19 protein-coding genes are annotated in these 21,263 nt (G+C 71.4%); 8 read left to right on the top strand and 11 right to left on the bottom strand.

The features are described 5' to 3' along the window. The first annotated feature begins 175 nt into the window (after nt 1-175). Nucleotides 176-445 (top strand): CorA family divalent cation transporter, encoded by a 270-nt coding sequence (locus ACZ45Z_RS22000; RefSeq protein ID WP_468364907.1) that lies wholly within the window; start codon nt 176-178, stop codon nt 443-445. A gap of 22 nt (nt 446-467) precedes the next feature. Here the strand turns inward: ACZ45Z_RS22000 and ACZ45Z_RS21995 are convergent, their stop codons facing one another. The 4 genes from ACZ45Z_RS21995 to ACZ45Z_RS21980 form a co-directional block, all read right to left on the bottom strand. Further along, nucleotides 468-707 carry a hypothetical protein gene (locus ACZ45Z_RS21995; RefSeq protein ID WP_468364904.1) on the bottom strand — a complete coding sequence of 80 codons (240 nt, stop codon included), beginning with the start codon at nt 705-707 and terminating at the stop codon, nt 468-470. Between the two features lie 74 nt (nt 708-781). Further along, on the bottom strand, nt 782-1,456 hold the full coding sequence (locus ACZ45Z_RS21990) for a DUF6766 family protein (RefSeq protein ID WP_468364902.1): 675 nt from the start codon (nt 1,454-1,456) through the stop codon (nt 782-784). A 135-nt stretch (nt 1,457-1,591) separates the two neighbouring features. After that, a complete protein-coding gene (locus ACZ45Z_RS21985) occupies nt 1,592-1,948 on the bottom strand; it encodes a hypothetical protein (RefSeq protein WP_468364899.1) in 357 nt (118 codons plus the stop codon). Nucleotides 1,949-2,270: 322 nt separating this feature from the next. Beyond that, nucleotides 2,271-2,681, bottom strand: a complete 411-nt coding sequence (locus ACZ45Z_RS21980; protein ID WP_468365399.1) for an ATP-binding protein — start codon at nt 2,679-2,681, stop codon at nt 2,271-2,273. 473 nt (nt 2,682-3,154) lie between these two features. Between ACZ45Z_RS21980 and ACZ45Z_RS21975 the strand changes: the two genes are divergently transcribed. The 5 genes from ACZ45Z_RS21975 (at nt 3,155) to ACZ45Z_RS21955 (ending at nt 10,183) form a co-directional block, all read left to right on the top strand. Then, the gene (locus ACZ45Z_RS21975) at nt 3,155-5,248 is read left to right on the top strand and encodes a SpoIIE family protein phosphatase (RefSeq protein ID WP_468364896.1); all 2,094 of its coding nucleotides are present in this window, start codon (nt 3,155-3,157) and stop codon (nt 5,246-5,248) included. Between the two features lie 80 nt (nt 5,249-5,328). Further along, a complete protein-coding gene (locus tag ACZ45Z_RS21970; RefSeq protein WP_468365397.1) occupies nt 5,329-8,004 on the top strand; it encodes a SpoIIE family protein phosphatase in 2,676 nt (891 codons plus the stop codon). 93 nt (nt 8,005-8,097) lie between these two features. Beyond that, complete coding sequence (locus ACZ45Z_RS21965; protein ID WP_468364894.1) at nt 8,098-8,715, top strand: RNA polymerase sigma factor; 618 nt, start codon at nt 8,098-8,100, stop codon at nt 8,713-8,715. Next, complete coding sequence (locus tag ACZ45Z_RS21960; protein ID WP_468364892.1) at nt 8,712-9,518, top strand: MGMT family protein; 807 nt, start codon at nt 8,712-8,714, stop codon at nt 9,516-9,518. Before ACZ45Z_RS21965 ends, ACZ45Z_RS21960 begins: the two co-directional genes overlap by 4 nt. 110 nt (nt 9,519-9,628) lie before the next feature. Next, entirely contained in the window at nt 9,629-10,183 is a 555-nt protein-coding gene (locus ACZ45Z_RS21955) for a methylated-DNA--[protein]-cysteine S-methyltransferase (RefSeq protein WP_468364890.1), read from the top strand. A gap of 17 nt (nt 10,184-10,200) precedes the next feature. Here the strand turns inward: ACZ45Z_RS21955 and ACZ45Z_RS21950 are convergent, their stop codons facing one another. The 7 genes from ACZ45Z_RS21950 to ACZ45Z_RS21920 form a co-directional block, all read right to left on the bottom strand. Then, nucleotides 10,201-10,854, bottom strand: coding sequence for a LysE family translocator (locus ACZ45Z_RS21950; protein ID WP_468364887.1), 654 nt, complete (start codon nt 10,852-10,854; stop codon nt 10,201-10,203). 121 nt (nt 10,855-10,975) lie between these two features. After that, nucleotides 10,976-12,250, bottom strand: coding sequence for an ATP-grasp domain-containing protein (locus ACZ45Z_RS21945; RefSeq protein ID WP_468364885.1), 1,275 nt, complete (start codon nt 12,248-12,250; stop codon nt 10,976-10,978). A gap of 98 nt (nt 12,251-12,348) precedes the next feature. Further along, nucleotides 12,349-12,678 (bottom strand): Rieske 2Fe-2S domain-containing protein, encoded by a 330-nt coding sequence (locus ACZ45Z_RS21940; protein ID WP_468364883.1) that lies wholly within the window; start codon nt 12,676-12,678, stop codon nt 12,349-12,351. Further along, nucleotides 12,669-14,087: an iron-containing redox enzyme family protein gene (locus ACZ45Z_RS21935; RefSeq protein ID WP_468364879.1), complete on the bottom strand. Its 1,419-nt coding sequence runs from the start codon at nt 14,085-14,087 to the stop codon at nt 12,669-12,671. The genes ACZ45Z_RS21940 and ACZ45Z_RS21935 overlap by 10 nt, the downstream gene beginning before the upstream one ends. Nucleotides 14,088-14,126: 39 nt before the next feature. After that, entirely contained in the window at nt 14,127-15,212 is a 1,086-nt protein-coding gene (locus ACZ45Z_RS21930; protein WP_468364876.1) for a 50S ribosomal protein L11 methyltransferase, read from the bottom strand. Nucleotides 15,213-15,628: 416 nt separating this feature from the next. Continuing rightward, on the bottom strand, nt 15,629-16,693 hold the full coding sequence (locus tag ACZ45Z_RS21925) for an IS701 family transposase (RefSeq protein WP_468365394.1): 1,065 nt from the start codon (nt 16,691-16,693) through the stop codon (nt 15,629-15,631). 1,025 nt (nt 16,694-17,718) lie between these two features. Next, a complete protein-coding gene (locus ACZ45Z_RS21920; RefSeq protein WP_468364874.1) occupies nt 17,719-18,915 on the bottom strand; it encodes an FAD-dependent monooxygenase in 1,197 nt (398 codons plus the stop codon). A 338-nt stretch (nt 18,916-19,253) separates the two neighbouring features. Here ACZ45Z_RS21920 and ACZ45Z_RS21915 point away from each other — a divergent pair, with 338 nt between their 5' ends. Further along, nucleotides 19,254-20,093, top strand: coding sequence for a 2-amino-3,7-dideoxy-D-threo-hept-6-ulosonate synthase (locus ACZ45Z_RS21915; protein WP_468364872.1), 840 nt, complete (start codon nt 19,254-19,256; stop codon nt 20,091-20,093). Beyond that, the gene (locus ACZ45Z_RS21910) at nt 20,090-21,208 is read left to right on the top strand and encodes a 3-dehydroquinate synthase II family protein (protein WP_468364870.1); all 1,119 of its coding nucleotides are present in this window, start codon (nt 20,090-20,092) and stop codon (nt 21,206-21,208) included. Before ACZ45Z_RS21915 ends, ACZ45Z_RS21910 begins: the two co-directional genes overlap by 4 nt. The last annotated feature ends 55 nt before the right edge of the window (nt 21,209-21,263 follow it).

Raw genomic sequence — 21,263 nt, 5'->3', positions numbered from 1 at the left:
ATCGCTGCTCCGACTCGCTTCCAATACGTTGCGTAGCCCGTCCCGATACCTAGATCAGGCTCCTGGCCAGCGGTGACCCACTCTGCCCGGCAGCGGCACCCGGGGAGAATCTGGGGAGAACGAAGCCGCTCTGGGGAGCGCGTGGGGAGAATGGACCCTACAAATCGACGTCACGGTGAAAGCGCGGGAAACCCCATCTCCGCAGGTCAACATGCCACAGATCGAGATTCGCGCAGGTCAACTCCGTGAGGGTGACAACTTCAAGAAGATCTCCTCCTGGGCGGCGATCCTGTTCGCCCCGACGCTGGTCGGCACCATCTACGGCATGAACTTCGACCACATGCCGGAGTTGCACTGGGTATTCGGGTATCCCTTCGCGATCATTCTGATGGCCATTGTGTGTACGAGTCTGTATGTCATCTTCAAGCGACGGGACTGGCTCTGAGCGGCCGTTGAGCCCCGAGGGCTCAGCCGCCGTCTTCCGGTGAGACATAGAAGACGTAGACGGCGTCCGGCTTCGGGCCCTGCCGGTAGGCCGCCGATTCCAGCGGCTTGTAGGAGCCCTTGTAGTCGATCCATGGCTCCGGCCCCTCCGCTCGCAGCCCGTAGGCGTCGTGGAGGTGAAGGTGGCTGCTGACGGCGGTTACGCCGATCAGCCCCATCACCACGAGGAAGACGAGCCATGCCCCGCTCTGTGTGCGATCCATGGGGGTGATCATCCCATCTCGCCCGGCGGCGACGGCAGTTGGGCAGGGGGAAAGGGGCAATGACGGCCCCGAATTCAGCCTTCCACGCCCGTGGCGCTGTGGGCGGCGCCGACCGGCTTGGATTCCGGGGAGCCGCGCTGGCGCAGGTAGACGGACAGGATCGCCATGGATGCCACGGCCAGGAGTTCGGACTGCCAGTTCTGCAGGGTACGGCTCCAGAATTCGGCGGAGCTGAGGTACTCGGCCCAACTGATGGGTGCCTGCAACCGGCGCAGTTGCTGTTCGTTGTGGGCGGCGACGCCGGCGATGGACTGGGCCAGCCACGACAGCAGGAACAGGGCGGCCATGACGATTCCGAGGGAATGGGAATACAGGGGCCGGCGCCAGTCCTGGGCGGCGGCCCAGCGCGGTGAGTCGCCTGTCGCGTGCTTTCCCAGGCGCTGGTCCTCCTCCGACTCGGTGCCCGCCTTGTGCATTTCCTTGGATTCGGGTGAGCCGCGTTGCAGGAGCCAGACGGTGGCGAAGACGTAGAGGAAGAACTGCAGGTACTCCGACTGCCAGTTCTCGGTGACGTCGACGGCGAAGTCGGAGGACACGAGGTAGGCGCCGAAGCTGAGCGGTTGCATGCTGTCGCTGATGAGTTCGTTGTTGAACTCGGCGTGGCCGGCGATGGCCTGGCCGGCCAGGGTGAGGAGGAAGGCGGTTCCGAAAGCCAGGGTCAGTCCGTTGTCCCGGACGAATCGGCGCATCTCTTCAGGCACCTCCCGCGGGAGCGTTCCGTAAGGACGTCGAGGTCATCGGTGCATCAGTCCCAGGGCGATGAAGTAGGCCAGCCCGCCCGACACCATCACCAAAAGGGTGGTGAACAGCACGCGCACGGCCCGTCACCCGCCCTTGACCTGGCACTCGTACGGCTCGGCGGGGCGCGGTCGGCAGCCGGCGGCGGTGACCTTCCAGCCGTTGGGGAAGTGGGAGAGGAAGAGGGTGTCGTGCTCCAGCACCACCCGGGCCTGGCCGCCGTAGGCGTCCACTCGCCGTACCGCGCCCGCCGGAGGGAGGGACTGCTCGGTCACCGAGGTGTCGCAGGGCGATTTCTCGGACTGTTCGAGTTCCTCGCGGGTGCCGGGGGCCAGCGCGGCGCACGCCGAGGCCGCGGCGCCCGTGCGCAGCGCCTTCTCGAAGCCGGCCGCCGCGGCCGAGGCGCCCGCTTCGCGTTCGCTGCGGGTCCCGCAGCCGCTCAACAGCGACCCTCCCGTGGCCGCCGCCAGCAGGACGCATGACCACCGTCTCGACCTCACCGGCTCACCGACCGGCTCGGTTCCGGTCCGGTGTCCGCCGCCGCTCCACCGAGACGGAGCCAGTGGCCACGAGGTCGCCGAGCGGTCCAGCCATGGGTCCTCCTTTTGAGCGGCGGTGAGCGTCCGCACGCGCGGACAGCCGTTGGCCCTCTCTGGGATGTGGCTGTACCCCGGCGCGCCGTGCTCTTAGCGCACAGGCGCGGTTTCCGCCCTGATGGCGGCACCGGCGCCAGGAGGGAACGACGGTGCGTACGGCGGCATCGGGTCAGGCCGCGCAGAGGACCGCACGTACGGTCTTGCCGCCGGCCGGATCGCCGCGGACGGCGAGCTGCTCGGTCAGGGCGCGGACGAGCGTCATGCCGCGGCCGCTTTCCTCGGTCGTCGTCCGGGCGCGCGGGCGGGGCCGCAGCGGGCTGTCGTCGTGGACCTCGACGGTGAGCCGTCCGCTCGCGGCGCACAGGCGCAGGCGGCAGCCGCTGTGGGCGTGCCGGGTGGCGTTGGTGACCAGTTCGGAGACGACCAGGGTGGCGTCGTCGGCGTCGGCGCGGAAGCCGGTTCCGTCGCGGGCGAGGAACGCCCTGGCCAGGTGCCGGGCCCACCGGGCGGAGGTGTCCGCGTGGGGCAGGAGGTATTCGACCCGTACGGGGTGGCGGCGGGGGCGCCGGTGTACACACATGGTGCTCACTTCCCTCCATGGGGACGGGTCCGTGCCCTGTCGGGAGCGCCGGGACCGTCACGGTGGGACGACCGGTCCTGTTTCAGCCGCGTGCCCGGCTTCTGGACCATCAACCGCGGTGGGCGGTCCGGGCATGACGAAGCCCTGCGGTCGGGGGGATGCCGCAGGGCCTCGCAAATCAATATTCTACGGCTAAACGCCACATACGTCTCCATGGTGCGGGAGGTGTGCGCCCGGGGCGGTGCGGGCGCGGCGTGTGCGGCGGGTGGCGGCAAGTATGCGGCGGGGAAAGGGAGTTTCCACCGGACGGGGGTATCGGCTCCGCCGCCTGCCCCGCCCGGCCCGGCCGGGGCTGCGCTGCCGGGCCGGGCAGGGGAGCATGGAGAGACCTACCGAAGCGACCCGGGCGTATGCGCGGACCGAAGCCGGCAGAAGGCCGCATGTGGTGCTGGCGGGCGGAGGGAGTGCAGGGGATGACAGCCGAATCCTTCCGGGCCGGGGGCGGCCGGCTGTACGCCGGGCCGTCGCAGACCAGGGGCCTGCTGGACGTGCTGGGTGTCGCGGCGGTGGTGCTCGACGCGCGCGGGCGGATCGTGTTCTGGAGCCCGCAGGCGGAGGATCTGTTCGGTTACACCGCTCAGGAGGCGCTCGGGCAGTACGCGGCCCGTCTCCTGGTCGATGAGGAGAACCTGGATCTGGTGGTCGAGCTGTTCGCCGAGGTGCTGGCGTCGGGCCGGAGCTGGGCCGGCGCCTTCCCCATACGGCACAAGGACGGCAGCAGCCGGTTGCTGGAGTTCCGCAACATGCGGCTGCTGGACGATCTGGGGGACGTCTACGCCCTGGGCATCGCCGCCGACCACAGCACCGTCGAGCGGGTCGAGACGGACATGGCGCTGAGCGAACGCCTGGTGTCCCAGTCCCCGATCGGCCTGGCCCTGATGGACACCGACCTGCGCTACCGCCTGGTCAATCCGGCGCTGGAGCGGATCAACGGCATTCCCGCCGCCGACCACATCGGCCGGTCGCTGCGCGAGACGCTGCCGTTCCTCGACCTCGACACCATCGAGTCCGCACTGCGGCAGGTGCTGGCCACCGGTACGCCGCTGGTCGACCAGTACGCGGTGGGCCGTACCCGCGCCGACCCCGGTCAGGAGCGCGCCTGGTCCGTGTCGTTCTACCGGCTGGAGGGGCCCGGTGGGCGGATTCTCGGCGTGGCCATCTCCGTCGTCGACGTGACCGAGCGGCACCGGGCCACCACCGAGGCCGACCGGGCCCGGCGGCGCCTGGCGCTGATCGCCGACGCCTCCGCCCGCGTCGGCACCACCCTGGAGGTGGGTTGGACCGCTCATGAGCTTGCCGAGGTCGCCGTGGGCGAGCTCGCCGACATCGTGGCGGTGGACGTCCTGGAGTCGGTCATCGCCTTCCGCCGCACCGGGGCGCCGGAGACCGGCCCGGAGCTTTTCCGCGCCCTGGCGGTGAAGGCCGCCTACCCCACCGAAGCGCTCCGCGCGGCCGACCCGGTCGGCGGTCTGGCCACCTACGGCGCCGACCGCCTGGTCACCCTCTGCGTGCACACCGGCCGGCCGGTGCTGGTCTCCCACGTGGCCGAGGGTGACCTGGCGCGCATCGCCCGGGACGCCGACTCCGCCGCGCTCCTGGCGCGCGCCGGCGTGCACTCCTATCTCGCGGTGCCCCTGATCGCCCGCGGCGAGGTGCTGGGCGCCGTCGACCTGATGCGCGCCCGCAATCCGGTGCCCTTCGACCACGACGACATGGTCCTGGCCTGCGAACTGGCCTCGCGCGCGGCGGTCAGCATCGACAACGCCCGCTGGTACCAGAGCGTGCGCAATTCCGCCGTCACCCTCCAGCGCAGCCTGCTGCCGGACCACCCGTCCCACCACGCCGGCCTGGAGGTCGCCTCCCGTTACCAGCCCGCGCAGTCCACCAGCGAGGTCGGCGGCGACTGGTACGACGTCATCCCCCTGTCCGACGACAAAACGGCTCTCGTGGTGGGCGACGTGATGGGCAACGGCATCGACGCGGCCGCCACGATGGGCCGGCTGCGCACCGCCACCTGCGCCTTCGCCGACCTCGACCTCGCTCCCGACGACGTGCTCCGCCACCTCGACAAGATCACCGCGGGACTGGAGCACTACATCGCCACCTGCCTCTACGTGGTCTACGACCCGCACCGCGCGGAGTGCAGCGTCGCCAACGCCGGGCATATGCCGCCCGCGATGGTCCGCCCGGGCAGGGCACCGGAGCTCCTGGCCCTGCCCACCGGCGCGCCCCTGGGGGTGGGCGGGGTCGCCTTCGAGACCGCCACCGTCCCGTTCGACCCCGGCGACCAACTGATCCTCTACACCGACGGGCTGGTCGAAACCCGCGAGCACCCCATCGACGAGCGCCTGGATGCCCTCCTGCGGCTGTTGGAGGGCAGCACCGACCGCTCCCTGGAGGAGACGTGCGACCGGCTCCTCGGCGAGCTGCGCCATCCCGACCACCACGATGACGTGGCGTTGCTCGTCGCGCGGGCCATGCCCCACCGGCCGGCGGGTGCGTCGTGAGCCGGCGTGCGCGGCGCGCCCGGCACCGCGGCGGCGGCCAGGCGTCCGGGCCGCCGCGCCCGGACGGCCGGTGGCAGCGGATGCTGCTCGGGGTGCGCAGCGTCGCCGGTCAGGTGTTCACGTTGCAGGTGGTGGTCGTGGTGCTGCTGGTCACGGCGGCGGTGGTGGCGCTCCTACTCCAGGCGCGGTACGACAGCCTGCGCGATGCCCGCAACCGGTCGCTCGCCGCGGCGCAGGCCTTCGCGCACGCCCCCGGGATCGCGGCGGCCCTGCGGTCGCCCGATCCGACGGCCGAGCTCCAGGCGCGGGCCGAAGGCGCCCGGCGCGGCTCCGGGGTGGACTTCATCGCCGTGATGACCAAGGACGGGGTGCGGTACACCGACTCCCAGCCGGAACTGATCGGCAAGCGCGCCGCCGGCGACATCGCGCGGGCCGCGCGGGGCGAGGCGTTCACGGAGGTCTACCAAGGGGCGCCGAACGACGCGGTCCGCGCCCTGGTCCCGGTCACCGACGCGCGCGGCCGGGTGGTCGGCCTGGTGGGCTCCGGCATCGAGGTGGAGAACGTCACCGATGTGGTGGACCAGCAGTTGCCGGTGCTCCTGGGTGCCGCGGGGGGCGCGCTGGTGTTGGCGACCGGCGGCTCCGCGCTGGTCAGCCGGCGGCTGCGGCGGCAGACCCACGGTCTGGGGCCGTCCGAGATGACCCGGATGTACGAGCACCACGAGGCGGTGCTGCACGCCGTCCGGGAGGGCGTGCTCATCATCGGGGCGGACCGCCGGCTGCTGCTGGCCAACGACGAGGCGCGGCGGCTGCTGGACCTGCCCGCCGACGTCGAGCGGCGCCATGTCACCGAGCTGGGCCTGGAGCCGCCCACGGCCGAGCTGCTGGCCTCCGGGCGCGTCGCGACGGACGAGATCCACCTGGCCGGGGACCGCCTGCTGGCCATCAACGTGCGCACCACGCAGCCCTACGGGGGACCGCCCGGCAGCGTCGCCACCCTCCGGGACTCCACCGAGCTGCGGGCCCTGTACGGCACCGTCGAGGTGACCCGGGAACGCCTGCAACTGCTGTACGAGGCGGGCGTGCGGATCGGCACCACCTTGGACGTGGTGCGGACCGCGGAGGAACTGGCGGAGGTGGCGATCGGCCCCTTCGCCGACTTCGCCACGGTCGAGTTGCTCGATCCCGTGCTGCGCGGCGAGGAGCCGTCGGGCGCGCACACCGAGATGCGGCGGACGGCGATGCGCGGCATCCGGTCGGACCAGCCGCTGCAGCCGGTGGGCGATCTGATCAGCTTCGCCGTCCGCACCACGCCCATGGCGGCGGCCCTGGAGGGGGGTCACGCGGTGCTGGAGGCCGACCTGACCGTCGCCACCGGCTGGCGGGCCCAGGATCCCGAAGGGGCGGACCGGACGCTGGAGTACGGGATCCATTCGCTGCTGACGGTGCCGCTCCAGGCCCGCGGGATCGTGCTGGGCATGGCCAACTTCTGGCGGGCCGACACCCCGGAGCCGTTCGTGGAGGAGGACCTGTCGTTCGCGGAGGAGCTGGCGGCGCGCGCGGCGGTCTCCATCGACAACGCCCGCCGCTACGCCCGGGAGCACTCCCTGGCCGTGACCCTCCAGCGCAGCCTGCTGCCCAGGGTGCTGCCCGAGCAGAGCGCGCTGGAGGTCGCCTACCGGTATCTGCCGGCCCAGGCCGGGGTGGGCGGGGACTGGTTCGACGTGATCCCGCTGCCCGGTGCGCGGGTCGCGCTGGTGGTGGGCGACGTGGTGGGGCACGGCCTGCACGCGGCGGCGACGATGGGCCGCCTGCGTACCGCCGTCCACAACTTCGCGACGCTGGACCTGCCCCCCGACGAGTTGCTCGGGCACCTGGACGAGCTGGTCGACCGGATCGACCAGGACGAGGCTCCGCGCGGCGGCGGTGACGGCATCGTCGGCGCGACCTGCCTGTACGCCATCTACGACCCGGTGTCCGGGCACTGCACAGTGGCCAGGGCCGGGCACCCCGGGCCCGCGGTGGTCCGCCCCGACGGGAGCGTGGACTTCCCCGAGGTGCCGGCGTGCCTGCCGCTGGGCCTGGGCGGCATGCCGTTCGAGTCCGCCGACCTGCACCTGGCCGAGGGCAGCCGGCTGGTGCTGTTCACCGACGGCCTGGTCGAGGACCGCGAACGGGACATCGACACCGGGCTGGACCTCCTGGGCGGCGCGCTGGCCCGCGCGGACCGCAGCCCGGAGGAGACCTGCGCGGACGTCCTGGACGCCGTGCTCCCGCCCCGCCCCAGCGATGACATCGCCCTGCTGGTGGCCCGCACCCGCCTGCTGGAGCCGGAGCAGGTCGCCGACTGGGACGTGCCGGGCGACCCCGCCGCCATCGCCCGCGTACGCGCCGACGCCTCCCGGCGGCTGGCCGACTGGGGCCTGGAGGACGTCGCGTTCACCACCGAACTCATCCTCAGCGAACTGGTCACCAACGCCATCCGCTACGGCGGCGAACCGATCCGAGTGCGTCTCCTGCGCGACCGCGGCCTGATCTGCGAGGTCTCCGACAGCAGCAGCACCTCCCCGCACCTGCGCTACGCGGCCACCACCGACGAGGGCGGCCGCGGCCTGTTCCTCGTCGCGCAGTTCGCCGAACGCTGGGGCACCCGCTACACCCAGCGCGGCAAGGTCATCTGGGCCGAACTCCCGCTGGGCGGCGGGGAGCGCGAGCCGGCGGTGCCGGTGCTGGACCTCGATGACCTGGCGTGGTGACCGGTCCGGGAGTGCACGAGCGCAAGGGCGCGCCGTGTCGGCAGCCGTTGGGGCAGCCGTTGGGGCAGCCGTGCCCGAGCGGCCCGTGCAACCATGCGAAGCCCGTCGGTGTTTGTGTGGGTGATGAGCGAGACAGCCGAGCCACTCTGCGAACGTCTGGCGATGGATCTTGACGACGGTTTCACCGAACTGGTCAGGGTCCACGCCGGGGCGGTCCATGCCTTCTTGCTCCGGGTGACGGGATTCGCCGCGGAGGCAGACGACCTGGGCCAGGAGACGTTCCTGCGTGCCTACACGGCATTGCAGGGGTACTCCGCGCAGCGCCGCCGCGCGCTGCGTCCCCGCGCCTGGCTGATGACGATCGCCGCGAATGTATGGCGCAACCACGTGCGCACCTGCGTCCGAAGACCGGTCGCGGCGGCGCGGGTGGAGGACTCGTGCGAAGGCTGGCCGGCCGAGGGGCCGGGGCCGCAGGAGCGGGCCGACACGGCCGCCGACCGGGCCCTGCTCGTCGCGGCACTGGCCCGATTACCTGAGGCGGCGCGCGTCGCGGTGGTGCTGCGCCATGTGGTCGGGATGAGTTACGCCGAAGTGGCCGAGGCGCAGGGATGCCCGGTCGGTACGGTCAAGGCGCAGGTGTCGAGAGGGCTCGGCACCTTGCGTGAACTGCTGGAACCTGAAGTCGCGTTGCTGAGGGAGGTGACGAGGTGAACCGAGGTGAGGAAAGGACCGCGCAGCCGGACGGCGGCCTGGAGGCCGCTCTCGCGGGACTCGCGGGTCCCGCTCCGGCGGACTTCGCCGCACGGGTGCTGCGACGGGTGGGCGTCCCGAGAGATCGGTACGACATGTATCTGCACCTCGATGCGCCCGCCGGCGGGCTGTACGTCGCGTATGCGGCGGAAGCCGTGACGGGAGCGGCGCTCGGCAGGACGCTGCCCGGCCCCGAGGCGTTCGAGGAGCAGCACCTCGCCCGCACGGGCCGGAGCGCGATCCGTACGACCCGGTCCCTGCCGGGTCTGCGGACCGCTCTGCGCACCGGGCGCGCCAAGGGTCTGCGGATCGAGCTGCCGGAGCTCAGCGCGGCGGAGCGGGCCGCGCTCGACGCGGTGCGCACGATCCCGCGCGGTCAGTTGCGGCCGCTGGCCTGGGTCGCACGGGAGGCCGGGCTGTCCGGCAGTGCCGCGGTGACCGAGGCGCTGGTGGTCAATCCGGTGCCGTTGCTGATCCCCTGCCACCGGGTGACGTTCGACGACGGCGGGCCCTGCGACCTGCGGTACGGCCCGTTGGTGGGCGCGGTGCTGCGCGGCGCGGAGGGCATAGACGAGGAGTTGGTGGGCCGCGCCCGCCTGGGGATGGTGTTCCTCGGCAGCGACACCACCCGTATCTACTGCCATCCGACGTGTGCCCACGCGCGCCGGATCACGCCGGTCCACCAGGTGCCGTTCGGCTCGGCACGCGACGCCCGCGAGGCGGGATACCGCGCCTGCAAGAGCTGCCGGCCGATCGCGGCCTGAGGTCCTCGCGGCGCGCGGTTTCCCGCGCGCTCCGAGCGAAGCGGCGGCACGTTGCGGGCCGCCCGAGGAAGAGCCACATCAGCCATGCCGCCATCCGGGAGGAAGAGATCATGTACACCACACGTCGCAGCACAGTGACCGAAGCGGTGGGCACCGTGGTAGTCGCGGAGCACCCCACGCCCATCGGCCGCCTGACGCTCGCCGCCACCGAGGAAGCACTGCTCTACTGCGGTTTCTTCCCACCCGACGCCGTACGACAACGCCTCGCCACCCGGGCGCTGGAGTGTGTGGAGGAGTCGTGGGCCGGCCCCGGGCAGGTGGAGGTGGTGCGCCAGGCGCGCGATCAGCTCGACGCCTTCCTGGCGGGCAAGCGGTCGTCCTTCTCCCTGCCGCTGGACCCGAGCCTGGCCACCCCGTTCAGCAGGGAGGTCGTGCTCGCGGTCGGGGAACACGTCCCGTACGGCGGGACGGCGACGTACGGAGAGCTGGCCGCCGCGGTGCGCCGCCCCGGTTCGGCCCGGGCGGTGGGGAAGGCGCTGGGCGCCAACCCCCTGTGTGTCGTCCTGCCCTGCCACCGCATCATCGGCGCCTCGGGGCGGCTGACCGGCTACGCGGGCGGTGTCCAGGCCAAGAGATTCCTGCTCGACCTGGAAAGCCAGGGCTGACCCGGCGGCCCGGCCGCTCACCATCCGAGTCCCAGACGCACGGCGAAGCCGATGAACACGGTCCCCACCACCGCCTCGACCACGCGTCCCAGGCCGGCGCCCGCATCGGGCCGGCGCGCCGCAGCCCAGCGGCGCAGCAGATACACCGCGCCGCTCAAAAGAGCCAACCACAGCGCCGCCAGGGACAGATGGACGGCGGCCAGCACCGCCATCGTGCGCGCCGGGGGCTCCCCGGGCGGCACGAACTGCGGCAGGAACGCCAGCAGGAACAGCCCCACTTTGGGGTTGGTGCCGGTGCACAGCAAGCCCCGCAGCCAGCAGCGCCGCAAGGACACCGGGGCCGGCCGGCCGGATCCGTCGCCCGGCCCGTCCTGCGGAGGCGGGCCAGGCCGCAGAGCGGACCGCAGGGCGCGTACGCCCCACAGGAGCATCAGCGCCGCGCCGCACCAGCGGACGGCGGTGAACAGCTCCGGCCGGCCGGCCAGCACGAGGGAGACGCCGCTGATGGCGAGCGCCGCGTGGGCGGCGCCCGCCGTGAGCATGCCCGCCGACGCGGCGAGCGCGGGGGCGCGCCGCCCGGTGCGCAGCACCAATTGTGTGACCAGCGCCGCGTCCGGCCCGGGTGTCGTGATCACCAGCAGGGCGCTGCCCAGGAACCATGCGCTGATCATGAGCGGCTCGCGCGACGACCGCGCGGGGACGCCGGGAAAGAGGACGTCCGGAGAGAGGAGGTGCGCGGGCCGGACGCGCGAGGCCCGCGTGAGCAGGCGGTGGCCGCCGGTCCCGCGTCGCTCATGCCGCGTCCGCCTCCGGTTCCACCTTCAGCAGCGCCTCGATCCGGCGGATCGCGGCGTGGTCGGCGTCGAGCTGGGCTGGATCGTCGTGGGCGAGCACCACGAAGCCGAGAGAGAGGGTGCCCAGCAGGTCCTTGGTCGGGGCGATGCGGTCGCCGGTACGCACCGGCACCGTCGAGAAGTGATGGCTCGCCACCTCGGGTATGTCCGCCAGGACTTCGGCGTTGCGGACCACTCCGGCGGACCGGCTGATCAGGAACACCACGCGCACCTGCCGGAGCAGTGTGTAGCCGGTGGGCACCGGGCCCCGGCCGGTGAAGTGGGCCACCGCCCGGTCGACCTGGCTGTCGCCGGTGGCGACGCGGCAGAAGCCGGGCTGGCCGCCGCCGTGCGGACGGGCGTTGACCTCGATCAGCCGCGGCCCGTCGGCGGTCATCATCACCTCGACGTGCGCGGCTCCCCAGCGGAAGCCCACCGCGTCCAGCACGCCCCGGGTGTAACCGACCAGTTGCGACACCTCGGGATGGGTCTCGGGCAGCCAGTCCATGGATTCGTACACCGCCATCTGCCCGCCGCTGTCGACCTTGCGGTAGCGGCAGACGTCGGTGACGGTGTGGGTGCCCGCGTGGCTGAAGACGTCCACGACGTATTCGGTGCCGGTGGCGTACTCCTGCACGAGCATCTGGTCGTTGCGGATCTGCCACTGGTTCAGCTTCCCCAACTGGGCCTGGAATTCCTGGCGCCAGCCGCGGCCGCCGGCGATCCGGGTCACGCCGTCGGTGCTCGCGCTCTTCGGCGGCTTCACCACCAGGTCGCGGCCGGCCAGCCCTTCCCGGTCGATCCAGGCGGCGACCTCGTCCGGATCGTCGGAGCAGAGCTGCCGCAGCACGGGCAGCCCGGCAGCGGCGACGGCCCGCGCCATCGCGTACTTATGGCGGCGGGCGGCCGCCAGGGCGGGGACGTTCGCCACGTCGGGGACGACCTGCGCCGCCAGCCGGTCGGCGAGTTCCACGCCGATCTCGGCGCCCGGCAGGACGCAGCGCGGGCCCAGCGCGCGCAGCCGCGCCACCAGCGCGCTCTCGTCCGGGCTCCAGGTCAGGACCTCGTCGAAGTCCTCGGGGCGGAAGGAACCGGCATAGGCCGGCGGGATCTGGGGATAGGAGACGACCGCCACGGCCGGTACTCCCGCCGCGCGGAAGGCCGGGGCGTACAGGCCGCCGGAGGAGAACGGGTCGACGATGACGGCCGGGCCGCCGGAAGGAGAGGAGGACACAGCGTGTTCCTTGTCCGCTCGGTGGGGTGGGGGCGCGGTCGCGGGCCGGAGCGGTCGGCGGCGGCCGGGACGCTCGCCGTCCCGGCCGCGCCGGCCGGTCAGCCCGCCAGGTCCGCCGAGAGCGGCCGGTGTTCGAGGCCGACCTCGGCCCCGGGCGCGCCGGGCAGGACCGCGGTGACGGTGTCGCCGCTGCGTACGGCGGGGATCTCCTGCCGCAGGCGGGTCAGCGACGTCTTGCGGTCGTGCCAGGGGCACACCAGCCGGTTGCGTTCGGCGGAGAGTTCGGCCAGGTGCAGGGGGCCGCCGCGGTGCGGGCAGCGGGCCCGCATCACGAAGGACCCCTCGTCGGTCCGGGCGTATACGTACGGCTCGCCGGCCACCACCGCGCAGTTGTTGGTACCGGCCACGGAGAAGGTGACTACATGCACTTCTTGTAGTCCCCCACCGAGTGGATCTGGTAGACGCACTCCTCGGATTCGATGATCGCGCCGTGCAGGCGGTTGCGCTGGATGACGGTGCCCTCGCCCGCTTCGAGGATCTGGTGCGAGTCGAAGCCGGAGACGAACTTCATCGTCCCGGACACGATGTGGCACAGCTCGTCGCCGTCGTGGCAGTGGGTGTTGGACAGTTCGCCGTACGGCTCGACGATGTCGGCGACCGGGGCGGTGACCCGGCCGGACTCGATCGCCTCCCAGACCGGCGCGTGCAGCTTCTTGAACTCGGGGCCGTTGTCCATCCAGGCGATCTGGGTGGCGAAGTCCTCGTCGGCGAGTTCCTGGATGCGGCGGTACTCCTCGATGCCCCGGACGATCTCGGGGATGACCTGCTCGCCGTGTTCCTTGACGAGCGGGCGGATCAGCTTCTCCAGGGCCATCCGCCCGTGGTGCTGGTCGATGTGGACGTGCTCGGTGAAGTACTGCGTGTCGACGCGGTCGCCGAAGACGTCCTTGAGCAGGGCGGTGGCCCGGCGGCAGAAGTCGACGAGGGTGGCCTCGGTGTAGTAGAGCGCGCCCACGTACCGGAAGAACAGTTCGTGGTTCTTGCCCAGGTAGTGGAAGTAGTTGTTCATCAGCAGGCTGCTGTTGAGGTAGTACTGCCAGTACCGGTGGACATCGGTTTCGAGGCCGACGGATTCCATGGTGCGCTCGAAGAGCTGGCTGTGCTTGGTGTCATGGACGCCGTAGCCGTACTCATCGATGATGATCTTGAACCACTCGGACTGGGCGGCGCCGTAGTAGCCGAGGACGTTGCGGATCATCGGGGAGGCCTCGGAGAGGAAGTCCGGGGCGAACTGTATGAGCCACATGCGGGCCGCGCGCTCGCGGTCGGTGGAGTCGGCGATGGCCTTCTCCGTCAGGGACGCCGGCGCGGGGTCATGGGCGTGCAGCGACTCCAGGTACGTCTCCAGGCTCTCGGCCGTCCACGTCCCGGAGGTCTCCACCTCCTCGTCGAGGAAGCCGAAGGCGTACCGCTCCAGCGCGGGCCGGATCATCTCCCCCAGCACCCGGTTGGTGGGGCTGTAGAACCGCTGGAAGTCCTCCCACTTGCCCTTCAGGCCCGACTTGGGCAGGAAGACCAGGTCGGCTTCGTAGATGGTGGTCAGCAGCCGCTGCACGGCCAGGCTGGTGTAGTTGAGTATCTCCTCGCGCCCCGGCACGCGGTCGAGGTCGAGGTGGGCGAGCACCTGCGGGCGCAGTTGCCGCCGGTAGGGGTTGTCGCTGTTCTCCCACTCCTCGTTGTCGAGGTAAATGGGGTTGCTCGCGTAGCGCACGACCGCGTCGCGCAGTTCCTGGCCGTGCAGCGCGAACGGCTCGTAGGGGAACGGAGTGTGGCTCATCGGATCAGGTCGGCCTTCCTGTGAGGTGGGTGCGGACGCTCAGCGCGCGGAGAGGCTGTAGTCCGTCCAGTGCAGTTCCACGTCCAGCAGGTCGCCCGGGTTGACCGGGACGGGCTTGTCGAACGGGATCAGTGCCTGCATCCAGTGGGACCCGACGTTGTCGGGCGAGTTGCGCAGCACGACGCCGGAGCCGAGGTCCAGTTCGAACCAGGCGACCAGCGCGTGCGCCGGCCCGGCGGCGGTGACGGGCACCGGAACGACGCGGCTGCCGCCTTCCAGCGGGCCGGTCAGCAGGTCGAAGTCGAGCATTTCGACGGGACCGGAGAGGACCTCGTGCGGCCAGGTGTGCAGCCGTACGGGGAAGTGGCCGCTGGTCGACGCCACGTTCATCAGCGATACGTCGAATCCGCCGGCGTTGCCCACGCGGTTCAGGCCGCAGGCCACCTCGCTCTGGATGAGCTGGCCGTACAGCCGTGCGGCGCCCGGGATCAGGACTCCGCCGGGGGCGAGCAGCTCGGCACGGGCGTGCCGCATCGTGGGCAGCAGTCCCTCGCCGATGAGGCCGCAGTCGACGACCTCGGAGATGAGGACGTCGACGGGGCGTTCGAGGTCGCTGCCCATCACCAGGTCGGTGGAGCGCTTGTTGACCACGGTGATGACGTCGGACATGCCGTGCCCGGCGATGATCTGGCGGGCGATCTCGGCGAGCAGCGGGTTCTCCTCGCAGGTGACGACCCGTCCGGCGCCGGCGCGGGCTGCCGCCATGGCCAGCAGGCCGGTGCCGGTGCCGATGTCCAGGACGTGGGCACCGGCCGGGATCCGGCGCTCCAATGCCACGATCAGGGCGTCGTTGCGTTCGGTGTCGTTGAGCATCGCGAAGTGCCAGCGCGGGATCGTACGGGTGGCGATCTCGGCGAAGGCCGCGGAGTGGGGGGAGAAGGACTCCCGGGGCCGGGCGATGGCGTCGACCGTGGCGGTCACCAGCCGGTTCAGCTCCTGCGCCTGTGTCTGCAACGAGGCGAGCGCCAGACGCAGGCCGGGAGACCCGTTGGCGTCGAGCGCGACGAATTCCTCGTCCCGGAATTCTGTATTCCCGTTGGTCAGGGAGTTAGCGGAAATACTCATGGCAGTGTGTGCACACTCCTCCGGAATAAATTTCCGAAATGACGGCCGCTGGTATGTGCAATGCCCATGGGGGCGAAGCGGGTCGGTCTCCACTTAGAACACCATCCGGTGCGGGGCCGGGCAAGAGCCGGCGGTATACGCTTTCCGAGTGTGCTCCTACTGCGGTACTTGGAAATTCCGTGAACCTGCGCCTCCAGGATTCGACCGAACGCCCGGCGGGAAAAGGGGACTTAGCCGGGGCCGGGCGCAGGACGCCGTCGGCGGCGCGACGCGGCGGGCGTCGGACCGGGACGACGACGGAAAGCGCGGGGGACGACGGAAACCGCGAGGGGCGACGGGAACCGGCACGGGTGACGCCCCGGCACCTCGCCCGCGCGTGACGGGCTGACGGTGCCGGGGCGCCGGTCCGGCCGCGCTCAGCCGGCCAGGTCCATGGCGACCGTACGGGCGGCCAGGGCCAGGAGGCAGAGGGTGATGTGCCGGTACCAAGCGGTCCACGTACGGATCTCGTGCCGGTCCAGACCCGTGTGCAGCCGCGCGGTGTCCAGATAGCGCCGCGCCTGGTGAGTGGCCGAGGCGGCGCTCACCATGGCGTGAGGTGACGTTCCTTCAGGGGCGTGCACCAGGTAGCACTCGGTCCGCTGCGCGCCCGGTCCGCGGTGCAGCAGAACGGAGCGCGCGAATCCGTCGCAGGGGGGCGCGGCGGGTCCCCAGTGCGGGGCACCCGGCGCCAGCACGCGTGCCCATCTGCCGGGAGCGGCGCCCGTGTCGCCCGGCTCTCCCGGGGAGGTCCACCAGCGTTGCTTGGGCAGTGCGGCGGCGGTCGACGCGGCGTCGAGGCGTCCGGCCGGCACGGCGAGCACATAGCCGATGCCGTTCTCCTCCAGCCAGGCGCGCAGCGCCTCGTCGCGGCCGTAGTCCTGCCCCCCGCACACCCACCGGAAGGGCACGGACGCCCTCCTGGCGCGCTCGATCATGGTGCGGGCCAGCTCGGGTTCGGGCCGGTAGGCGAGGCGTTCCTCGGGGACTCCGGCCTTGACGCACCGCTGCGGGTCGTCGGTCCAGGACTCGGGAAGGTGCAGCTCACGGTCGATCAGGGCGCGGCCGTGCGGCGAGAGGTAGGCGGTCATGACGGCGGTCTGGCAGTTCTCCACCCGGTGGGTGACCTCGGTGTACTGGCGGGCCGCGGCGACGGTCTTCGCGCCCTTCTTCAGGGCGTCGCTCCGGCCCAGGACGAGCATCCCGTCGGGATGGCCCAGGCGCTCTGAGAGGTAGCCGCGGACGATGTCCTGCACCGCGTCCGCGTCCCACCGGGCGCGGGTGAGCAGGCGCTGCATGCGCCACGGCGACGCGTCCCCGACCCGCTGGGCAAGCTGCCAGGTGGTGCTGCGTCCGCCGTCGGCGAGCAGGCCGAGCGCGTACTGCATGGCCTGCGCGCGGGGTTCGGGGCGGGCGAAGAGCGGGCCGATCCGCTCCCCCAGCTCGGCGAGTGCGGCCAGCAGCCGGCGGTCGTCGGTGCAGGGGACCCGCTGTCCGGCGGTGGGCGGTGCCCCCCAGGCACCGACCGTGGACAGCGGGCCTGGTATGTGCCCGGTGGCGGCCTCGTCGGGCGCGGGTTTCCGGGTGGTGCCGGTGGCCGGCATTCCGGTCGGTAACGAGAGGTCAGGTTGTCTGGTGGCGCACTCGGTAGCGATCACTAGAGCTCCTCCGTTGGACGCGCGGCGGTAGGGCCGCGCGCCTGCTCTGGCGCGGTACGTGCTGGATTGCCGGTGGGAAGAATTCCGCTCACAGGGCGGGGCGAAAACGGATAGACGCCTTCCGGCGCGGTGAGTGCGCAGACGCAGTCATCCGAAACCGCTTCACTCCGGCCCTGGGCCCGGTCTTGAACCCCCCGTTACGTCGAACAGTCCGGCCGGCGATCAGAACAAGCTATTCGGCCAAGCTTGTTTCTTGATCGCGCGAAGGTGCCCCCGCACGTTTTCCGGACCCGGCCCCAGCGAACCTCAAGCGCCAAAGATCCGGCAACTAAAAGATAGGCAAATGGAAACTAAAGCGCGAGTCATGGATGGAAGTCTTCAATGACCGGTTGGTACGGCATACTCCCTGGTGGGCGAAGTGTCGGCGGCTGGTACGGGCCAGGGCGAGGGCAGATCGGCAAATGATCATTCCCGGTGGTTTGACTTGAATGGCGTCCCTGAAGCGAGCGGTCCGCAACCTTTCAGGCCACCGCGGTGTTCCATAGGCCAGGGAGGAGAATTGACAGCGGCGATCACCTCACGGGCGCGTGGGATCCGACCTCAGGGAACTCCCCGAAAACCTTGATCACCCGGCACGGGAGACCACCGAAGGCCGGTAAGGATTCCGGCCAAGCTTTCACCGCACGTACGATCATCCACGAGAGGAATTCGGACAGTCGCCGACATGAAACCGGTCCCCCGGAGCCAGGAGGCGTCCAGAGGACCGGAATCACGCCGGAAAGGGAATCCTCCCTTCCCGGTCTCGACGGTCAGACCGGCTGACGATCCGCCAGGGCCCGTTCGACGTCGTATCCGTAGAGCCAGTCCTGCCGGTCCGGAGCCGGAGTGCCCATCCGCGCGTCGCGCTCGCGCTGCGCGTCACCGTCGGGCAGGTGGAACGCCGTGCTGTTGCCCCGGGAGCTCTCCTGCACCCGGGTGGTCCGCGGGCGGCGTATCGCCTCGTAGCGCGCCAGCGCCGCCGACAGCGCCCCCGGGGCGGCGTCCCGCAGACAGGCCGCCAGGGCCACGGCGTCCTCGACGGCCTGATTGGCGCCCTGCCCGAGGAACGGCAGCATCGGATGCGCCGAGTCGCCCAGCAGCGTGAGGCGTTCGGTGCTCCACCGCTCGATCGGGGCCCGGTCGTGCAGCGCCCAGAGACTGACCTCGTCCGCCGCGCCGATGACGGACGTGACGTCCGCGCACCACCCCTCGTACGCCGCCGCCAGCTCCTCGGTCCGGCCCCGCCGCGACCACGACTCGTCCCCCGAGCCGTCGGCGGGCACCGTGGCCACGAAGTTGACCAGATTGCCCTCCGACACCGGATAACAGACGAAGTGCCGCCCAGGGCCCAGCCACAGCAGCACCCGCTGCTCCGCCACCAGAGCGGGCACCCGCCCGCTGTCGACAAGTCCCCGGTAGACGGCCTGGCCGGAAAAACGCGGCTGATCGGCCACCAGGGCACCGCGCAGCACCGAGTGGATGCCGTCCGCCCCGACCGCGGCGTCCGCGACGGCCTGCGAGCCGTCCGCGAACCGCAGCACGACGCCGTCCGTGCCCTCCTCCACGCCGGTGCACCGCGCGCCGAGCCGCACCGTGCCGGGCGGCAGCGCGTCGGCCAGTATCCGGTGCAGGTCGGCGCGGTGCAGCGCGTAGTACGGGGCGCCGTAGCGCTCTTCGCAGCGCGCGCCCAGCGGTCCGCGGCTGATCACCGAACTGTCCGCCCAGCGGCGGAACTCCATGGCCGCCGGCACCACGGCCCGCGCCCGCAGCGCGGACTCCAGCCCCAGGCGGTGCAGCAGCCTGGTCGCGCTCGGCCCTAGCTGTACGCCCGCCCCCACCTCGCCCAACTGGGGCGCCTGCTCGTACACCCGGCACTCCAGCCCGGCTCGGTGCAGCGCGAGCGCGAGCGTCAGACCCGCCAGCCCTCCTCCGACCACAGCGATGCGCGGCGGCGTGTCGTTCGTCATCGGCCCCTCCTTCACAGGCGCGGTGCCCCTTCGGACACGGACACCCGCAGAACACCGGCGAGACCCAACGGGTTGCCTTTTCCCGGGAATTGGTGCCGCCCGTCCGACGAAGTACCGCTGTAGCCGCCGACTTGTCCGCTGCGGGGCACCCGAGCCCTCAGGATCTTGCCCAGGGCGCCGCCGGGCCTTAAGAATCTGTATCCGGCGGGAGGGAACCCGGGCCGAAACCGCAGCGCCGGGAAATCATTTCCCCGGCCGGCGTGGCCCGTTTCCGATGAATTCACCTTCTCCGGATCTTTATCAATCCGCAGTTCCGACTGACGGTTCCCGTATCACCCGTGCTGACGGAGGGTGCTGTGCCCCTACTACCTCTGAGCGGAAAATCCTTACGTCTCACCCGGCTCTCCAGGCCAGGCGACGGAAAGTTTCTCATCATCCCCATGGATCACTCCGTGGCCGACGGCCCCATCGCCGACGCCTCCCGGTTCAGCCGGATCGTCGGTGACGTGGTGGCCGCCGGCGCGGACGCCATCGTCGTCCACAAAGGGCGCGCCCGCTCCATCGAACCGGACCTGCTGACGGGCGCCGCCCTGATCGTCCACCTCAGCGCCAGCACACCGCACGCCCCCGACGCCGACGCCAAGGTCCTCGTCGGCGGGGTCGAGGAAGCGGTGCGCGCCGGGGCCGACGCCGTCAGCGTGCACATCAACGTCGGCTCCGACAGCGAGAAACGGCAGTTGGCCGACCTCGGTGCCGTCGCGGCGAGCTGCGACCGGTGGGGCATGCCGCTGCTGGCGATGATGTACGCCCGGGGGCCGCGCATCGAGGATCCGCGCGACCCCGCACTCCTGGCGCATGTGGTGAGCATCGCCGTCGACCTCGGCGCCGACCTGGTCAAGACCGTCGCGGCGGGCTCGGCGGAGGACATGGCCAACATCGTCGCCAAGACGCCGATCCCGGTCGTCGTGGCCGGCGGCCAGGCCGACAGCCGCGATCTCGCCGACTTCGCCCACTTCGCGATGACCGCCGGCTGCCGGGGCCTGGCCATCGGCCGCCGCGTCTTCCACAGTCCCGACCCGGCACAGGCGGTACGCACGCTCGCCGCCGCAGTCCACACCCCGCGACCCGAATCCGTCCCGAAGACACCCTCCCTACCCGAACTGGCAGGTGCGATGTGAAGTTCGCCTGGATTGACATCCGTTCCGTCCCCGCCGACCAGCGCACGGCGCTGGTCGAGGCGGCCGTGCACGCCCGCATCGACGGCATCGTCGACGACGGACCGGAGATCCTGGCCACCCTCCCCCCGACCGTGCGCAAGGTGCTGGTCGCCGCGGCGCCCGGTGACGGGGGCGACGAAGGCTGGGACGGCTACGACGTACAGCTCACCGACGTCACCGATGACCGCGGCCTCGCCGCACTGCAGGGCAGGGCCCACGCCGGGCAGGACTCCGTCGCCGCCCATGTCCCGGTCGTCGACGACGCCTCGCTCACCCTGGCGTGCTCGGCCGCCCGTGCCCTGCCCTACACCGTGGTCACCTTCAAGGACCCCACCAAGATCCCGCTGGAGATCGTGATCGCGGCGGCCGACAAGGCTCCCGGCCAGCTCATCTGCCGGGCGGACACGCTTGAGGAAGCGAAGATCATCCTCGATGTGCTGGAGAAGGGCTCCGAAGGCGTCCTCCTCGCGCCCGGCTCCGTCGCCGAGGTGCTCGAACTCGCCGAGCTCCTCCAGACCGACACCCCGCCGCTCGAACTCACCCAGCTCACCGTGGAGTCCATCGAGCACAGCGGCCTGGGCGACCGGGTCTGCGTCGACACCTGCAGCTATCTGCACAAGGACGAGGGCATCCTCGTCGGCTCCTACTCGCACGGCTTCATCCTGTGCTCCAGTGAGACGCACCCGCTGCCCTACATGCCGACCCGGCCGTTCCGCGTCAACGCCGGCGCCCTGCAGTCCTACGTCCTGGGCACCGACAACCGCACCAACTACCTGAGCGAACTCGGCGCCGGTGCCACCGTCCTGGCCGTCAGCACCACCGGGCGCACCCGGCGCGTCGTCGTCGGACGCGTCAAGCTCGAATCGCGCCCGCTGCTCACCATCAAGACCCGCGCCGACGACGGCACCCTCGTCAGCCTCGCCGTCCAGGACGACTGGCACGTACGGGTACTGGGCCCCGGTGACGCGGTGCGCAACGTCACCGAACTCCAGAAGGGTGACCAGCTCATCGGCTACCTGGCCACCGACCAGCGCCATGTCGGCTGGCCCGTGGGCGAGTTCTGCGTCGAGAAGTAGGACCGGTGCGCCGGCTCGTGTGCCCCGTACGCCCGGCCCATACGGGGCGCGCGAG

This window comes from Streptomyces sp. NPDC031210 (genome assembly GCF_055570395.1).
Note: the sequence above shows the minus strand (reverse complement) of the source record. Positions and strands in the feature narration are given on the sequence as shown.

Excerpts from the sequence above, each read along its gene's own strand:
- ACZ45Z_RS21995 (WP_468364904.1), bottom strand. The coding sequence starts at position 707 with ATGGATCGCACACAGAGCGGGGCATGGCTCGTCTTCCTCGTGGTGATG.
- ACZ45Z_RS21990 (WP_468364902.1), bottom strand. The coding sequence starts at position 1,456 with ATGCGCCGATTCGTCCGGGACAACGGACTGACCCTGGCTTTCGGAACC.
- ACZ45Z_RS21935 (WP_468364879.1), bottom strand. The coding sequence starts at position 14,087 with ATGAGCCACACTCCGTTCCCCTACGAGCCGTTCGCGCTGCACGGCCAG.
- ACZ45Z_RS21980 (WP_468365399.1), bottom strand. The coding sequence starts at position 2,681 with ATGTGTGTACACCGGCGCCCCCGCCGCCACCCCGTACGGGTCGAATAC.
- ACZ45Z_RS21965 (WP_468364894.1), top strand. The coding sequence starts at position 8,098 with ATGCGAAGCCCGTCGGTGTTTGTGTGGGTGATGAGCGAGACAGCCGAG.
- ACZ45Z_RS21975 (WP_468364896.1), top strand. The coding sequence starts at position 3,155 with ATGACAGCCGAATCCTTCCGGGCCGGGGGCGGCCGGCTGTACGCCGGG.
- ACZ45Z_RS21920 (WP_468364874.1), bottom strand. The coding sequence starts at position 18,915 with ATGACGAACGACACGCCGCCGCGCATCGCTGTGGTCGGAGGAGGGCTG.
- ACZ45Z_RS21930 (WP_468364876.1), bottom strand. The coding sequence starts at position 15,212 with ATGAGTATTTCCGCTAACTCCCTGACCAACGGGAATACAGAATTCCGG.
- ACZ45Z_RS21955 (WP_468364890.1), top strand. The coding sequence starts at position 9,629 with ATGTACACCACACGTCGCAGCACAGTGACCGAAGCGGTGGGCACCGTG.
- ACZ45Z_RS21950 (WP_468364887.1), bottom strand. The coding sequence starts at position 10,854 with ATGATCAGCGCATGGTTCCTGGGCAGCGCCCTGCTGGTGATCACGACA.
- ACZ45Z_RS21970 (WP_468365397.1), top strand. The coding sequence starts at position 5,329 with ATGCTGCTCGGGGTGCGCAGCGTCGCCGGTCAGGTGTTCACGTTGCAG.